The 14,924-nt window shown below is 69.4% G+C and carries 12 protein-coding genes; 5 read left to right on the forward strand and 7 right to left on the reverse strand.

What is annotated here, in order from left to right; translation table 11 throughout:
* Positions 1 to 2: 2 nt before the first annotated feature.
* Complete coding sequence (locus FHY06_RS10985) at positions 3 to 212, reverse strand: hypothetical protein (protein ID WP_026346831.1); 210 nt, start codon at positions 210 to 212, stop codon at positions 3 to 5.
* Between the two features lie 236 nt (positions 213 to 448).
* Here FHY06_RS10985 and FHY06_RS10990 point away from each other — a divergent pair, with 236 nt between their 5' ends.
* Positions 449 to 1,162, forward strand: coding sequence for a hypothetical protein (locus FHY06_RS10990; RefSeq protein WP_311733678.1), 714 nt, complete (start codon positions 449 to 451; stop codon positions 1,160 to 1,162).
* Here the strand turns inward: FHY06_RS10990 and FHY06_RS10995 are convergent.
* Positions 1,151 to 2,176, reverse strand: a complete 1,026-nt coding sequence (locus FHY06_RS10995; RefSeq protein WP_184604952.1) for an AEC family transporter — start codon at positions 2,174 to 2,176, stop codon at positions 1,151 to 1,153. The genes FHY06_RS10990 and FHY06_RS10995 overlap by 12 nt on opposite strands.
* Before the next feature lie 156 nt (positions 2,177 to 2,332).
* On the opposite strand from FHY06_RS10995, the gene FHY06_RS11000 reads away from it, so the two are divergent.
* The 4 genes from FHY06_RS11000 (at position 2,333) to nadE (ending at position 7,091) form a co-directional block, all read left to right on the forward strand.
* A complete protein-coding gene (locus FHY06_RS11000; protein ID WP_019658306.1) occupies positions 2,333 to 4,441 on the forward strand; it encodes an ATP-dependent helicase in 2,109 nt (702 codons plus the stop codon).
* A gap of 29 nt (positions 4,442 to 4,470) precedes the next feature.
* Positions 4,471 to 4,944, forward strand: a complete 474-nt coding sequence (locus tag FHY06_RS11005; protein ID WP_184604954.1) for a hypothetical protein — start codon at positions 4,471 to 4,473, stop codon at positions 4,942 to 4,944.
* Positions 4,941 to 6,128, forward strand: coding sequence for a phospholipase A (locus FHY06_RS11010; protein ID WP_184604956.1), 1,188 nt, complete (start codon positions 4,941 to 4,943; stop codon positions 6,126 to 6,128). Before FHY06_RS11005 ends, FHY06_RS11010 begins: the two co-directional genes overlap by 4 nt.
* A 123-nt stretch (positions 6,129 to 6,251) precedes the next feature.
* Positions 6,252 to 7,091 carry an NAD(+) synthase gene (nadE, locus tag FHY06_RS11015; protein WP_184604959.1) on the forward strand — a complete coding sequence of 280 codons (840 nt, stop codon included), beginning with the start codon at positions 6,252 to 6,254 and terminating at the stop codon, positions 7,089 to 7,091.
* 42 nt (positions 7,092 to 7,133) lie between these two features.
* On the opposite strand, the gene FHY06_RS11020 is transcribed toward nadE, so the two are convergent.
* From FHY06_RS11020 to FHY06_RS11040, 5 genes are all read right to left on the reverse strand, one after another.
* The gene (locus tag FHY06_RS11020) at positions 7,134 to 8,402 is read right to left on the reverse strand and encodes a tetratricopeptide repeat protein (protein ID WP_019658310.1); all 1,269 of its coding nucleotides are present in this window, start codon (positions 8,400 to 8,402) and stop codon (positions 7,134 to 7,136) included.
* 74 nt (positions 8,403 to 8,476) lie between these two features.
* The gene (locus FHY06_RS11025) at positions 8,477 to 9,820 is read right to left on the reverse strand and encodes an HlyD family type I secretion periplasmic adaptor subunit (RefSeq protein ID WP_260310225.1); all 1,344 of its coding nucleotides are present in this window, start codon (positions 9,818 to 9,820) and stop codon (positions 8,477 to 8,479) included.
* The gene (locus FHY06_RS11030) at positions 9,801 to 11,924 is read right to left on the reverse strand and encodes a type I secretion system permease/ATPase (protein ID WP_184604961.1); all 2,124 of its coding nucleotides are present in this window, start codon (positions 11,922 to 11,924) and stop codon (positions 9,801 to 9,803) included. Before FHY06_RS11030 ends, FHY06_RS11025 begins: the two co-directional genes overlap by 20 nt.
* Positions 11,921 to 13,354, reverse strand: a complete 1,434-nt coding sequence (locus tag FHY06_RS11035; RefSeq protein WP_311733679.1) for a TolC family outer membrane protein — start codon at positions 13,352 to 13,354, stop codon at positions 11,921 to 11,923. The genes FHY06_RS11030 and FHY06_RS11035 overlap by 4 nt, the downstream gene beginning before the upstream one ends.
* A complete protein-coding gene (locus tag FHY06_RS11040) occupies positions 13,351 to 14,886 on the reverse strand; it encodes a tryptophan halogenase family protein (RefSeq protein WP_184604963.1) in 1,536 nt (511 codons plus the stop codon). Before FHY06_RS11040 ends, FHY06_RS11035 begins: the two co-directional genes overlap by 4 nt.
* Positions 14,887 to 14,924 lie beyond the last annotated feature (38 nt).

The raw sequence follows: 14,924 nt of genomic DNA on the forward strand, positions 1-14,924 counted from the left end.
TTTCAGTGGTAGCCGGTCGGCTCCTTGCCCATGTCGACGTAGCGCAGTTCGTCGTGCCTGCGCCGCGCGACGCCCACCGGCCATGCGAACACCACGAGGCTCAGCGCGGCGAGCGCGATCGCGGTGGCGGTGCCGAACTTGCCGGCATGCCAGAACCAGCCGACTGCCGAGAGCCAGGCCAGCCACAGAAGGATGCGAACCAGAATTGCCATCGCGCGCCCCATTCACATCTTTGACTTGTGAACACTGTAGCAGTGCATCTGCAAACCCAAGCATTCATCTGAAGTGGTAGCCGACAGCTATGCCTTACGGCATGCCCAGGATTACCGAAAATATGTGAAAAATAAGTTGACGGCGCTCGCTGCGCTGCACAAGCTGTAAAGACGCGAACCCGCCGCGGATCGCGAACTCCAAACTGCCTCGCTACTGGTCGCAAAGGTAGGTCACCGTGAAACCGCCGTCTCTTCGTGGTTGGTCCCTCTCGCTGGCATCGGGCCCCTCCGGCCTCGTGGGCCTCCTCGGCCTCGCTGTTGCCCTCGCCGCGCCGCCCGCCGCTGCGGCCGAACTGGAACTTCAGGGCAGCCGGCTCGTGGTGTCGGGCATGCTCGACGGCAGCGCGATCAAGGAATTCACCGACCGCCTGACCAGCGGAACAATCCACACCGTGGTCTTCGAGGACTCCTTCGGCGGCACCGCCGACGCGGCCGGCGCCTTTGCCGACGCGATCCGCGCGAGCGGCGTGCAGACCGAAGTGCGCGGCCAGTGCATGGCAGCCTGCGCCTACGCCTTCCTGGCCGGCAAGACCCATCGCTTCGGCTACGGCCCGCAGGTCAACGGCATCCTGCTTCCGGTGGCGCAGCGCCCCACCGCCGCCGAGTTAGCCGTGCGCTGGCGCGGCGACGAGGCCCACAAGACGCTGGCCGAATTCACGCCCACCTCGGCCGTTGCCAAGCCCATCGAGACCAGCGCGGCGCCTTCTGCAACGGGGGACGCCAAGGACAACTGGCAGCCCGACCACGGCGTGCTCTTCACCGCGAGCCCCACCCTCTTCGGCCGCATCTACAACACCTACTACTGCGACGGCACGCAGGGCCGCGACTTCTCGAAGTGCGAGCGCCTGGCCGATGCCGATCCGTTCAAGCTCGGCGTGCTAACTCCGTAGCGCGCTCACTGCCAGGGGAAAGCTCAGGAAGGCGATCACCGTCGTCCACAAGATGATGCGGGCGATGCGCCCGTTGTCCGCGCCGAAGCGCTCGGCCAGCATCGACACGTTGCTCGCGCTCGGCAGTGCCGCCACCAGCACGATGGCGACGAGCGCCGCGTGCGACAGCGGCAGCCCCAGCGCGATGGCGCCCCGCCCCAACCCCCAGACCAGCAGCGGATGCACGATGAGCTTCACCGCCACCACCGGCAGCACGTCGCTCCACGGCGCCCTGGCCGCCAGCATGCGGCCGGTGGCGCCCATGGCCTCGGCCACGGCCGCACTCGCGTCGTGCTCGCGCGCCAGCAGCGCCGAGCGGGCCAGCACCGCGCCGATGGTGAAGAGCGCCACCGGCGAGGCCGCGTCGGCCAGCATGGCGACGGTCCGCTCGACGGGGCCCGGCAGCGTCCAGCGCGCGGCCGACAGCAGCACGCCCAGCAGGATCGACCACGGCATCGGGTTGACCACGATGCCGCGCAGCGCCTTGCGCGCCGCCAGCATGGCACCGTGCCGCCCGGCCTCCCCGGCCCCGTCGAGCCGCGAGAGCGCGATGCACAGCGAGGAAGTGACGACCAGGTCGAACGCGATCATGATGATGATCGGCCCCGCCGCCTGCGCGCCGAGGATGGCCACCAGCAGCGGCACGCCCATGAAGCCGGTGTTCGGGAACGCGGCCACCAGCGCGCCGAAGGCGGCGTCGTTCCAGCCCACGCGCGCATTCCGCGTGAAGGCCACCACGCCCGCCACCACCGCCAGCGCGCAGATGCCCCAAACCAGTGCGACGCTGCCGTCCAGCAGCTGACCGATGGGCGTGCCGGCCCCGAAGCGCAGCAGCATGCACGGCAGCGCGAAATACAGCACGAAGGTGTTGAGGCCGGGAATGGCGTCCAGCGGCAGGATGCGGGCGCGCGCCGCGCCGTAGCCGGCCGCGATCAGCGCGAAGAAAGGGAAAGTAACAAGGAATACAGCCAGCACACCCCATTGTCGTTGCCCGCTGCCGGGGGATGCATCGGCGTTGCGCGCCTACAGCCTCGAAAGCGCCGGCCCCGTATCATTGCCCGCTTTGCGCCGGCCGTTCCCCACGGCGTTTGCGGCGGCAGTTTCCGGCTTCCTCGGTTCTCTTTTCCTCCCATGTCCCACGGTCTCAATCCCGCACAGCTCGAAGCGGTCAACTACATGAGCGGTCCCTGCCTGGTGCTCGCCGGCGCGGGCTCGGGCAAGACGCGAGTGATCACCCACAAGATCGGCCGGCTGATCCAGTCGGGCATCGAGCCGCAGCGCATCGCGGCCATCACCTTCACCAACAAGGCCGCCGCCGAGATGCGCGAGCGCGCGAAAGACCTCATCGGCAAGGACGCGCGCAAGGTGGTGGTGTGCACCTTCCACGCGCTGGGCGTGCGCATGATGCGCGAGGACGGCAGCGTGCTCGGCCTGAAGAACGCGTTCAGCATCCTCGATGCCGACGACGTGACCAAGATCCTGAAGGACGCCGGCGGCACCACCGACGCGGCCACCGCCCGCATCTGGCAGTGGACCATCAGCAAGTGGAAGAACATGGGCCTGAACGCCGCGCAGGCCGAGGCCCAGGCGGCCGACGACAACGAGCGCATCACCGCGAAGATCATGGCGCGCTACGAGGAGCGCCTGCTGGCCTACCAGAGCGTGGACTTCGACGACCTCATCGGCATGCCGCTGAAGCTGCTGTACGAGTTCCCCGAAGTACGCGCCAAGTGGCAGGCGAAGATGGGCCACATCCTCGTCGACGAATACCAGGACACCAACGCCACGCAGTACGACGTGCTCAAGGCCCTGGCCGGCGAGCGCGGCCACTTCACCGCGGTGGGCGACGACGACCAGTCCATCTACGGCTGGCGCGGCGCCACGCTGGACAACCTGCGCAAGCTGCCGGTCGACTATCCGAAGCTCAAGGTCATCAAGCTGGAGCAGAACTACCGCTCCACCAGCGCCATCCTGCGCGCGGCCAACAACGTGATCGGGCCGAACCCGAAGCTCTTTCCGAAGACGCTGTTCTCCGAACTCGGCGAAGGCGAGCCGGTGCGCATCGTCGATGCCGACAACGAGGCGCACGAGGCCGAGCGCGCGGTGGCTCGCATCATCAGCATCCGCGCGGGCGAGGCCACCACGCAGGGCAAGCAGTACAAGGAGTACCGCGACTTCGCCATCCTCTACCGCGCCAACCACCAGGCGCGCGTGTTCGAGCAGGCGCTGCGCAAGGCGCAGATCCCGTACAAGGTCTCCGGCGGCCAGAGCTTCTTCGACCGCGCCGAGATCAAGGACCTGTGCGGCTGGTTCCGCCTGTGGGTCAACAACGACGACGACCCGGCGTTCCTGCGCGCCATCACCACGCCCAAGCGCGGCATCGGCCACACCACGCTCGCCAGCCTCGGCACCTTCGCGAGCCAGTACAAGCTGAGCCTGTTCGAGGCCCTCTTCAGCCCCTCGCTGCCCAGCGTGCTGCCCAAGCGCACGCTCGAGGGCATCCACGAGTTCGGCCGCTACATCAACGACCTCGAATACCGTGCGCGCCGCACCATGGGCGCCGAGGACTCGCGCACCTTCATGCTCGACTGGCTCAAGGAGATCGAGTACGAGAAGCACCTCTACGACGGCGAGGACAGCGAGGCCGCCGCGGCCTCGCGCTGGACCAACGTGCTGGAGTTCGTCGACTGGATGTCGCAGCGCGCCGGCGGCACGCTCGACGACGCATCCGGCGCCGACAGCGGTGGCATCGAGAGCGAGCGCAAGAGCCTGCTCGAGGTGGCGCAGACGATCTCGCTGCTGTCCACCATCAGCGAGCGCGAGCAGGACCAGGACGTGGTCACGCTCTCCACGCTGCATGCCTCCAAGGGCCTCGAGTGGCCGCACGTGATGCTCATCGGCGTGAGCGAGGGCCTGCTGCCCTTCAAGCTCGACGACGACAACGGCCGCCAGCAGCAGGTCAGCGAAGACACGCTGCAGCGCCTGCAGGAAGAGCGCCGCCTGATGTACGTGGGCATCACGCGCGCGCAGCGCAGCCTGGCCGTGAGCTGGACCAAGAAGCGCAAGCAGGGCCGCGAGATGGTGCCCTGCGTGCCCAGCCGCTTCATCGCCGAGATGGGCCTGGACAAGGCCACCACCAGGGAAGACCCGCGCGAGAAGCTCAAGGCGCTGCGCGCCGAGTTCGCGCGCAAGGCGCAGGACAGCGCGGCGAAGGCGGCAGCGGCCGCCTCGGCGCCATGAGGACGACAGCGAGGACGACGACGAACACGATGAAGAAGAAGACCACCGCGACCGCTGCGCTGCTCGCCGGCGCCATTGCCCTCCTTTCGGGCTGCGCCTCGATGAGAGGCGTCAACCCCGACTGCCCCACCGACGCGCGCGACCTGCCGCTGGAATCGCTCTACGGCAGCTGGGAAGCCCGCTTCGACAACCTGCCGGCCGTGGCCGTCGTGCAGCTCGGCAAGCACCCCGACTACGACGGCGTGCGCGGCACCATCACGCGCAACGGCGCCAACCCGGCGAAGGCCACGGTCGCGCAGCTCGCGGGCGACGTGGACGACGAAGGCGCGCTCTCCATCGACGAATCGCAGGACGGGCGCGCCATCAGCGGCGTCTGGTCCGGCAAGCTGCAGGCCGGCTCGTGCGGCCGCGAATTCAGGGGCACCTGGCGCAATGCGGCCGACGAGAGCACGCACCCGTTCGTGCTCAGCAAGACAGTGGCACAGGAAGGAAAGAAGCCATGACGAAGACGAAGAAGATCATCCCGCGGTCCCGATTCGGGTTCGGCACGCTCGCCGCCGTGGCGACCTGCCTGGGCGGTACGGCGGGCGCGTTGCACGCGCAGGCCGTGGACAAGCCCCCGAGCCCGCTGGCCGACTCGCAGCTCACCTGGCAGCAGTGCACCGCGCTCGGCGCCAACAACGAGGCCCGCCTGGCGTGCTTCGACCGCTGGGCGCAGCAGCAGACGCTGCCCGCCGCCGCGGTGCCGCCTGCCCCGCCGGTGCTCGCGAGCACGCAGCCGCCGGTGGACGGATCGGTGCCCGCCACGCGCGTGGTCTCGGTGGCCACCACCGAGGGCTGCCGCGACCGCCAGTACTCGGCGCTCTCGCGCTTCTGGGAACTGGAGAACGCCACCGACTGCGGCACCTTCGGCTTCCGCGGCTACCGTCCGCTGAACGTGTCGGTCTCGGCCGCCACCAAGAAGCCGGAGACGCCGACCTCGCCTTCGCCCGACCACACCGCCGACCCCGTGGCCTACCAGGCCAACGAGATGCGCATCGGCCTGTCGGTGCGCACCAAGCTCGCGCAGGGCCTGCTCACGCAGAACGACCCAGTCAAGAAGGACTCGCTGTGGTTCGCCTACAGCCAGCAGTCGACCTGGCAGCTGTTCAACGGCTCCATCTCGCGGCCCTTCCGCACCACCGACCACGAGCCCGAGTTGATGTACGTCTACCCGGCCGACTTCAAGCTGCCGGGCGGCTGGCGCTGGCGCTATGCCGGCCTGGGCATCGTGCACCAGTCCAACGGGCAGAGCCTGCCGCTGTCGCGCAGCTGGAACCGCGTGTACCTGATGGGCGGCGCCGAGCTGGACGACCGCTTCACCATCACCGGCCGCATCTGGAAGCGCATCTCCGAAAGCGCCGCGAAGGACGACAACCCCGACATCGCGGACTACATCGGCCGCGCCGAGATCACCGGCCGCTGGAACCTCAACCGCGACAACCAGCTCGCCGTGACCGTGCGCAACAACCTGCGCGACAGCGGCCGCGGCTCGATCCGCCTCGAATGGCTGAAAGCCATCGGCGACCCGACCAAGAGCAACCTGCGCTTCCACACGCAGCTGTTCTCGGGCTACGGCGACACGCTGGCGGACTACAACCGCAAGCGCACGGTGCTCAGCATCGGCCTCAGCCTCGTGGACTTCTAGTTCGCCCCCAGGCTGCGCGCACTTCGTGTCGCTTCGCCATCCCCCTACCGGGGGCAACACCCGCGGCCCGGCAAAGCCGGTTCCGCGGTGTTCCACTCGAAGAATCTCAGGAAAAATCGCCGTATGAATCACGACCTCTCCCCCGTCGACGACACGCAGCGCGAGATCATCGCGGCGCTGCATGTCGCGCCCGTCTTCGATGCAGCCCGCGAACTGGAGCGGCGCGTCGACTTTCTCGCAAGCTACCTGAAGCAGACCGGCCTGAAGACGCTGGTGCTGGGCATCAGCGGCGGCGTCGATTCGCTGACCGCCGGCTGCCTCGCGCAGCGCGCGGTCGAGAAGCTGCGCGCCACGGGCTACGACGCGAGCTTCATCGCGATGCGCCTGCCCTACGGCGTGCAGAAGGACGAGGCCGAGGCGCAGGCCTCGCTCGCGGTGATGAAGCCCGACCGCACGATCACGGTGGACATCCGCCCCGCGGCCGACGCCATGCTCGCGGCGCTGAAGGCCGGCGACCTGGAGTTCCGCGATGCGGCGCATGAAGACTTCGTGCTCGGCAACATCAAGGCGCGCCAGCGCATGATCGCGCAGTTCGCGGTGGCCGGCGCGCACGACGGCATCGTCATCGGCACCGACCATGCGGCCGAAGCGCTGATGGGCTTCTTCACCAAGTTCGGCGACGGCGCGGCCGACATCACGCCGCTGACCGGCCTCAGCAAGCGCCGCGTGCGCGCGGTGGCGCAGCTGCTGGGCGCGCCCGACGCGCTGGTCTTCAAGGTGCCGACCGCCGACCTCGAGTCGCTGGTGCCGGGCAAGCCCGACGAGGACGCCTTCGGCGTCACCTACGAGCAGATCGACGACTTCCTCGAAGGCAAGCCTGTGTCGGCCGAGGCGCGTCGCATCATTCTTTCCACGCATCGCAAGAGCGCGCACAAGCGGGCGCTGCCGGTCGAGCCGTTCTGAGCGCGGCGCCCGCCCCGCCCCGCCTCGCCTTCCCGCGCTGCCTCAGCGCGTGACGACCTTCCAGCGCCCGGCCGAGATCTCGGCGGCGTAGGGCGCCGGAATGCTGGCTTCGTAGGCGTTGCCGCGCACGACCGCGTCGTAGCTGCACACGGGCTGGCCTTCGGCGTCGTACAGGGTCCAGCGCACCTGGGTGCCGTCGGGCGCCTCGTGCACCACCTGCATCGAGGGTGCGCCGATGTTGGCGCCCACGTGGGCGTAGCGCGCGTCCACCGTCATCGGCACGTGGGGCGGAAAGGGCTCGCTCCCCGGCAGGTCGAACCACTCGTCGTGCATGAGCAGGCTGCGCTGGGCGACCTTCCACACCCGGTGCCGCAGGAAATGCTGGTCGGCATAACGCGAGGAAAAAGGGCGGCTGCGCAGGTAGGCGCGCATGTCGCCGGCCATGTCCCAGAACACGCCGGCACACGCGCCCCACATGCCGGCGAGCATGAGCTCGGTGTGCGAGTGGTAGTCGCGCATCACGTGGAACCAGCGGTCGGAGGCACACCACGCGCGCACCGCAGCCTGGTCGCGGGTGGACAGCAGTGAATCGGCATCGCGGAACTGCACGCGGTGGACGCAGGGGTCGTCGAGCGCGAGGAAGCGCCACATGGTGCCCGGCAGGTCCTGACCGCCGATGGAGCGCACGTCGATCACCGCGGCGCCCTCCCGCATCAGCCGGCCGCAGACGTCGACCGGCACGGAATCGTCTACATAGAAGCGGCACAGCCACGCCGGGAAGAACTCGCGCGCGGCCCGCACGTTGAGTACAGCCATCTCGCAGTAGCGCGGATCGCCGCCGAAGAGGCTGAAGGCGATGAGGTTGCGATGGCGGTTACGTTCGTCGAAGCGGCAAGGTACGGGCAGGCCGACGGTGGTGGCAGCCGGCTCCCTGTCGGCCTCCAGCATCTTCAGCCGCAGCGACTCGGAGCCGAACCTGCGCACCTCGTCGCGCTTGCCGAGCTGCCCGGCCGCCTCGGCCAGCCCGTCGAAGGTGTTGGCGGTACCGAGTTCGCCGATGACGCGCAGGTAGAGGTGATAGGCCTGCTGCGGCTGGCCGAGCCTCAGCAGGCACAGCGCGACGTCGGCCAGCGGCTGCGGGCTGTACGTGGCCTGCCATGCCTGCGACGCGAAGCCCCGCGCCTTCTCGTAGTCGCCTGCCGCAAAGGCCGCGCGGAACCTCGTGCCGAGGGCGTCCAGCGCCTGCTGCGTGATCGCCGGCCTGCGCACCGGAACCGGTGACTTCGTCTTCTTCGTGCCCGCCTTCGCCATCGTCGCGCTCCCTTCGCCTCTGCGTTGTTCCGCCTCTTCGCGTGTTCGCTTCTTCGCTTGCTTGCTCGTTCGCCTCAGCGCTCGCGCAGCGCCTCGCGCGCCTTGTTGAGCGGCTTGACCAGGTAGTCGAGCACCGACTTGCTGCCGGTGTGGATGTCCACCGAGGCGATCATCCCGGGCACGATCGGGAAGCTCTTGCCGCTCCTGTTCGTCAGGTGGTCGGCGTCGGTGCGGATGTACACGCGGTAGTAGTACACGTCGCGCCTCACGTCGTCCTGGATGGTGTCGGGCGAGATCGTCGTCACCTTGCCCGGCAGGCCACCGAAGATGGCGTAGTCGTAGGCCGTCACCTTCACCGTCGCCTCCTGCCCCGGGTGGATGAAGGCCACGTCGCGCGGCGAGATGCGCGCCTCCACCAGCAGCTTCTCGTCGAGCGGCACGATCTCCATGAGCTTGCCCCCCGGCGGCAGCACGCCGCCCACCGTGGTCACTGCGATGTCCTTGACGATGCCGCGCACCGGCGAGGCGAAGGTCAGGCGCGTGAGCGAATCGGAGCGTCCGCGCGTCACCGAGCGCTGCGCCTCGATCTCGGCGTTGGCCCTGGCGAGCTCCTCGCGCGCCTTCACGTAGTACTGGCTGCGGATGTCGGCCGCCTTGCTCTCGGCCTCGTTGATCTGGCGCTTCAGGCGCAGCACCTCGACGTCGCTCGCGGCGCCGCGCGACACCAGCGGCTCGGTCAGCGCCAGTTCGCTGCGCATCAGCGCCAGCGCCTGCGTCACGCCGGCGAGACTGCTCGAGAGCTGCTCCCGGCGCGAGCGGTAGAGCGCGGTCTCGGTGCGCACGAGGTCGGTGTCGGCCTGCACCTCCGGCGGAAACGCCAGCGGCGTGCCGCCCACCTCGGCCGTCAGCCGCGCCGACATGGCGAGCGCCGCGCGCACGCGGGACGCGCTCTCCTGCACGGTCGACTCGGTCTTGGTCCTGTCGAGCTGCGCGAGCACCTGCCCCTCCTCGACGATGTCGCCCTCGGCCACCTTCAGGTCGACCAGGATGCCGCCTTCGAGCGACTGCACCATCTGCTCCTTCGACGACGGCACCACCTTGCCGGTACCGGTGGACACCTCGTCGAGCTCGAAGCGCCAGGCCCACGCCAGCAGCAGGAGCAGCGCCGCGCTGACGATCCAGACGATCAGCGAGGAGCGCGGCAGCGGCGGCTCGGAGGGCGAGCGGGGTGCGGCGGCAGGCGCCACGGGCAGCCGCGACGGCGGCCTCGACGGAGGTACCGGCGCTGCCGGTTCGGCCGCGGCAGGCTGCGCGGGAAATTCCGCGACCGTCTTCGCTACGACCTGCGCGGCGTCGGCCACCACCACTTCGCCACCCACGGTACTGGGACGGCCCGCTTCAGACGTTGCTGTTGCCATGGGAAAGCTCTCCAATCACGCGGTCCCTCGGACCATCCAGAACCACGCGCCCGCCATCGACCACGATGATCCGGTCCACCCAGTGCAGCACCGGCATGCGGTGCGTCGCCACCACCAGCGTGCGCGGCGCCAGCCAGTCGCCGAGCGAATCGATGACCTGGCGTTCCGTGACTTCGTCGAAATGCGCGGTGGGTTCGTCCAGCAGCACGATCGACGGCTGGCGTATGAGCGTGCGCGCGAGAAGCAGCGCCTGCCGCTGGCCGCCCGAGAGGCCGAGGCCGCCCTCGTGGATCATCTCGCCCAGGCCTTCCGCGCGGGACTGCACGAAAGGCAGGGCGCCGGCCATCGTGAGCGCCTCCAGCAGCTGATCGTCGGTCGCCAGCGGCATGCCCATGGTGACGTTCTCGCGGATCGAGCCGTGGAAGAGCCGCGCGTTCTGCGTGAGCAGGCCCACGTCGCGGCGCAGGTCGGACGGGTCGATCAGCGCGATGTCGAGCGAATCGAGCGTCACATGCCCGCGCTGGGGCGACTGCAGGCCGGCCAGCAGCTGCAGCAGCGTGGACTTGCCCGCGCCCATGCGGCCCAGCAGCGCGACCTTCTCGCCGGGCTGTATCTGCAGCTGCGCGGCCGCGAAGGCCGGGCTCCTGTCGTCCTTGCCGTAGCGGAATTCGACGCCTGCGACGTTGTAGCGTCCCTGCATTGCGGACACGTGGACCAGGCGCGCACGCTCGGGGTGGTCTACCGGCCGCTGCATGAGCTGGTCGAGCCCGGCCCGCGCCACCTTGGCCTGCTGCCAGCGCGCAAACACGCCCGAAAGCTGCGCGAGCGGCGCGATCATGCGCGAGGCGAGGATCGACGATCCCACCAGCGCACCGGTGGTCATGTCGCCCTTCATCACCAGGAAGCAGCCGGCCAGCAGCGTCACCGCGTAGACGATGGTCTGCACCTCCTGCGTCCACGTCATGAGCAGCCCCGTGAGAAAGCGCTGGCGCATGCTGACGCCGGCCGCGACGTCGTTGGCGTGGTTCCACTGGTTCTGGAAGCGCGGCTCTGCGCGCATCAGCTTGATGTCTTCCAGGCCCTCGACGGCTTCGACCAGCAGCGCATTGCGCAGCGCCGACTCGCGCATGCCCTCGCTGGCGAGCCGTGCGAGAGGCTTCTGGATCAGCAGCCCCGGAATCACCAGCAGGGGCACCGCGGCCAGCGCCACCAGCGCGAGAGGTCCCGCCACCAGCCACAGCACGACCAGGAAGAGCACGAAGAACGGCAGGTCCGCCACCGCGCCGATGGTGGTGGAGGTGAGCAGCTCCCGCACCTGCTCCACCTCGCGCACCTGGGCGATGAAGGAGCCGGTGGACTTGGAGCGGGCGTCGGTGCGCACGCGCAGCGCGTGGCCGAAGACGAGATCGGACACCTTGAGGTCTGCACGCTTGCCGATCACGTCGGAGATGTGCGTGCGCGACGTGCGCAGCAGGAACTCGAAGGCCACGGCGAGCATGACGCCGCCGAACAGCACCCACAGCGTGGACTCCGACTGGGCGGGCACCACCCGGTCGTAGATCTGCATCGAGAAGATCGTCGAGGCCAGCGCCAGCACGTTCGCGAAGACCGAGGCCAGCACGATGTCGCCATAGCGGCGCCAGTCGCGCAGGGCGACGGCCCAGAACCAGTCCTTGCGGTAGGGACGGATGTAGTCGTCCACGCGCGCGTCGGGCACGGCCGTGTTGGGCCGCAGGATGGCGGCGCGCTGCGCGCGCGCACAGAGCTCGTCGACGGACAGCGAGGTCTCCAGTCCCTGGTCGCCGCACAACAGCACGCCCAGCCTGCCGCTGCCGTCGGCCGTGCGGACCACCCCGACCTCGCCGTTGTCGAACTCCACCACCAGAGGCAGCCGCCAAGGGTCGAGCTGCGTGCGGGAAAAGGCGTCGAGCCGCAACGCGAGGCCCAGGTGCCGCGCCATGTGGTCGAGCAGCGCGTCCAGCGGCGCGCCGCGCTCCCATGCCAGCGAGACGCGCACGCGCTCCTGCGAGGCGCCGATGCCGTAGTGGCGTGCGACGTAGAGCATGGCGTCGAGCCAGCTGGTGTACTGCGGAGGCAGTTTCATGGAAGCAGCTCCATTCCCTGGACGGTTGTGTTGTCGAGGCCGTAGAAGGCGCGGCCCTGTCCCGTCGCGCCGATGTAGCCGATGCGGCTCTCCCAGAGGTCGTGCAGCACGGCCTCCTGGTCGGCCGCGGCCTGGTGGATCTCCTGCTCGGCGTTGAGCAGGTCGAGGATGGAGCGCGTGCCGAGCGTGTACTGCTCGCGGTAGAGGTCGCGTGCCTCGGCGATGCTGCGGCGCCGCTCGGCCAGCACGCCCAGTCGTGCCTGCGCGCCGGCGACCTGCTCGCGGAAGCTGCGCGCCTGGTCGCCCGCATTCAGGCGGGCGGCATCGATGCGCATGCGCGCGGCCTCCTCGGCGGCGGTGGCCGAGCGCACCTGGGCGTCCATCGCGCCGCCCTGGTAGATCGCGCTGGAGAGGTTGAACATGACCGTGTGGTTGAAGCCGTTGCGTTCCAGCGTGCCTGGGTTGACTCCGCCCATGGCCTTGTTGGCGGAGACGTCGAGGCTGAGCGTCGGGTAGCGCTGCGCCTTCGCGACATCGAGCTGGGCGGCGGCAACGCGCCGGTCCGCCTCTGCGGTCAGCACTTCGGGCAGCAGGCTGGTGTCCGGCGGCTGGTCGAAGCGCAGCTCGCTGGCCAGCTGCTGCGGCAGCGCTGCGACGAGCGCCGGGGCGGGGCCGCCCAGCAGCGTTGCCAGGCGTTCGCGCGACTGCGCGAGCAGCGACTTCACCTGCAGCAGGTTGGCGCGCGCACTCTCGACGCGCGACTCGGCCTGCAGCGGATCGGCCCCGGTGCTCAGCCCCGACTTCGCGCGCAGCCGCGCGGTCTCGAGCACCTTCTCGACCGCGTTTACCTGCTCCTGCGCGATCGCGGCGAGCGACTGGTAGCGGTGCGCCCTGACCACGGCCTCGGCCGTCTGCTGCGCGACCGCATCGATCTGCCTCAGCACGATGGCCTGCTGGCGCCGGACCTGCGCCTCGGACTGGTCGACAGCGCCCGAGACCTTGCCGAAGTCGTAGAGCATCTGCGACAGCGAGGCGCTGGCGAGCATGCCGTTGCCGCGCCTTGCGCCGCCGCTGTTGTTGTTGAGGCCTGCCCCCATGCCCAGCTTCACCTGCGGGTAGTAGCCGGCGCGCGCCACGTCGACGCCTCCGGACTGCTGCGCCAGCGTGGCGATGGCATCGGCGATGGACGGATGGCGCGCCACCGCGCGGCGCACGGCATCGGCCAGCTCCAAGGGCTTCGAGTCTTCGGCGGCTGCCTGAGTCGATGAATGCATCGCCGCCGTGGCGCGGGCTGCACCGAGCTCGCGAGCCAGTGCGCTAGGCGCGAGCCGCCGCGACGCCTTCAGCTCGACAGGAGCATCCTGCGCGGCGGCGGGCAGGCCGGCCAGGGCCACCAAGGCGGCCGCGCAGAGTTTCGTTCGAGGGGTCACGCGCTTCGCTCCTGCGTGGAAGAGAAATTGCCCGCAGCGCCGAGTTCGCGCATCCGGTTGATGTAGGCCCCCACGCGCCTGCGGCTGGCGGCGGGCAGGCTCGCCAGTTCGGCCGCAGCCGCCTCGCGCGGCACCACGCCCAGCGGCGCGGCCACGAAGAGCCAGTTGATGGCGTGGAAGATTCCCTGCCATCCGTTGATGGCGTAGGCCTGCACGTCGACCATCCGCGGGGTGCGCTGCTGAAAGCACGCCCACAGCTCTGCGTAGCTGGGCGGCAGCGGCAGTTCCGCCACGTCGCGCCAGAAGGCGGTGTCTCGCCGCGGGCAGTCGTAGTGCATGCGCAGGAAGTCCCGGATGCCGGACCAGCAACGCGCATTGGCTTCGTTGAAGTCGTCGATCAGGTGCCCCGCCACCACACCGTCACCCGCGGCGACGATGCGCTCGAAATTGCGCAGCTGCTCGAGCATCTGCCCGATGGAAGTCGCCTCCAGCGGCTCCACGAAGCCCGAGGCCAGCCCGATCGCCATCACGTTGCCGACCCAGACCTGCTCGAAGTGGCCGGGCTCGAACCTGAGCGTGCGCATGGGCTCGATCCCGGGGCCGATGCGGCGATGGATCTCGTCGACGACCTGCGCCTCGTCGGTATGGGCGCTGCTGAAGACGTAGCCGGCGCCCACGCGCTCCATCAGCGGTATCTGCCACATCCAGCCCGCGGGCATCGCGATCGCTCGCGTGACCAGCGACGGATTGGGCTGCGGATGCGGCATGTGGAAAGGCACGGCCCGATCCAGCAGCAGGTAGTCGGAGAACGAGCGCCAGCGCACGCCCAGCTTGCCGCCGATGCCCAGTCGTGCCAGCCCGGACGCATCGATGAGCAGGTCGAGTCCGACGACCTCCTCGACGCCTTCGAGCCTTGCGGCGCGCGCCAGCCCCTGCGCGTCGCACACCAGCTCCTCGACGCGGGCCTGCTGGTGCACCACGCCGCGCGAGACGGCCACGCGGCGCAGGTAATCGGCCAGCTTGTGGCTGTCGAAATGGAAGGACGCCGACAGGCCCGAACTCTCGCCGAGCTGGAGCATCGCCGCCGCTTGCTGCTGCGATGCATTGCTGGCGATCGACGCGAAGCCCGGTATGTACCGATGCAGCTCGATGCCTTCATGCACCATGCCCGAGAGCAGAGGATGGAAGCCGGCTTCCATCCAGTCGATCTCCTGCAGCCCTGGACGGCCGAAGAGGTGGTAGTAGCGGTCGTCGTCGTCGCCGGTGCGCCAGCCTTCGTAGCAGAAGCCGAGCTTGAAGGCCGCGCCGGTTTCGCGCACGAACTCCTTGAGACCGATGCCGTTGCGGCGCAGCGCGTCGATCAGGTTGAGCAGGCCGCCCTCGCCCACGCCGACGATGCCGATGGCGGGCGACTCGATCACGCGCACCTCGACATTCGGTGCGAACAGGCGGCGCAGCGTGAGCGCCGAGAACCAACCCGCGGTTCCGCCGCCGATGACGACGACACGGGAGATGTTGCGAAGATTCAGCATATGCGTGCTTTCATGGGCCCCCGGCCGGGAAGAAGGGC

Source organism: Variovorax atrisoli (assembly GCF_014195185.1).
Lineage (GTDB): Bacteria > Pseudomonadota > Gammaproteobacteria > Burkholderiales > Burkholderiaceae_C > Variovorax > Variovorax atrisoli.

What these genes read in the sequence shown, in the direction of transcription:
- FHY06_RS10985 (WP_026346831.1), bottom strand. Translation starts at nt 212, where the DNA reads ATGGCAATTCTGGTTCGCATCCTTCTGTGGCTGGCCTGGCTCTCGGCA.
- FHY06_RS11000 (WP_019658306.1), top strand. Translation starts at nt 2,333, where the DNA reads ATGTCCCACGGTCTCAATCCCGCACAGCTCGAAGCGGTCAACTACATG.
- FHY06_RS11005 (WP_184604954.1), top strand. Translation starts at nt 4,471, where the DNA reads ATGAAGAAGAAGACCACCGCGACCGCTGCGCTGCTCGCCGGCGCCATT.
- FHY06_RS11010 (WP_184604956.1), top strand. Translation starts at nt 4,941, where the DNA reads ATGACGAAGACGAAGAAGATCATCCCGCGGTCCCGATTCGGGTTCGGC.
- nadE (WP_184604959.1), top strand. Translation starts at nt 6,252, where the DNA reads ATGAATCACGACCTCTCCCCCGTCGACGACACGCAGCGCGAGATCATC.
- FHY06_RS11020 (WP_019658310.1), bottom strand. Translation starts at nt 8,402, where the DNA reads ATGGCGAAGGCGGGCACGAAGAAGACGAAGTCACCGGTTCCGGTGCGC.
- FHY06_RS11025 (WP_260310225.1), bottom strand. Translation starts at nt 9,820, where the DNA reads ATGGCAACAGCAACGTCTGAAGCGGGCCGTCCCAGTACCGTGGGTGGC.
- FHY06_RS11030 (WP_184604961.1), bottom strand. Translation starts at nt 11,924, where the DNA reads ATGAAACTGCCTCCGCAGTACACCAGCTGGCTCGACGCCATGCTCTAC.
- FHY06_RS11040 (WP_184604963.1), bottom strand. Translation starts at nt 14,886, where the DNA reads ATGCTGAATCTTCGCAACATCTCCCGTGTCGTCGTCATCGGCGGCGGA.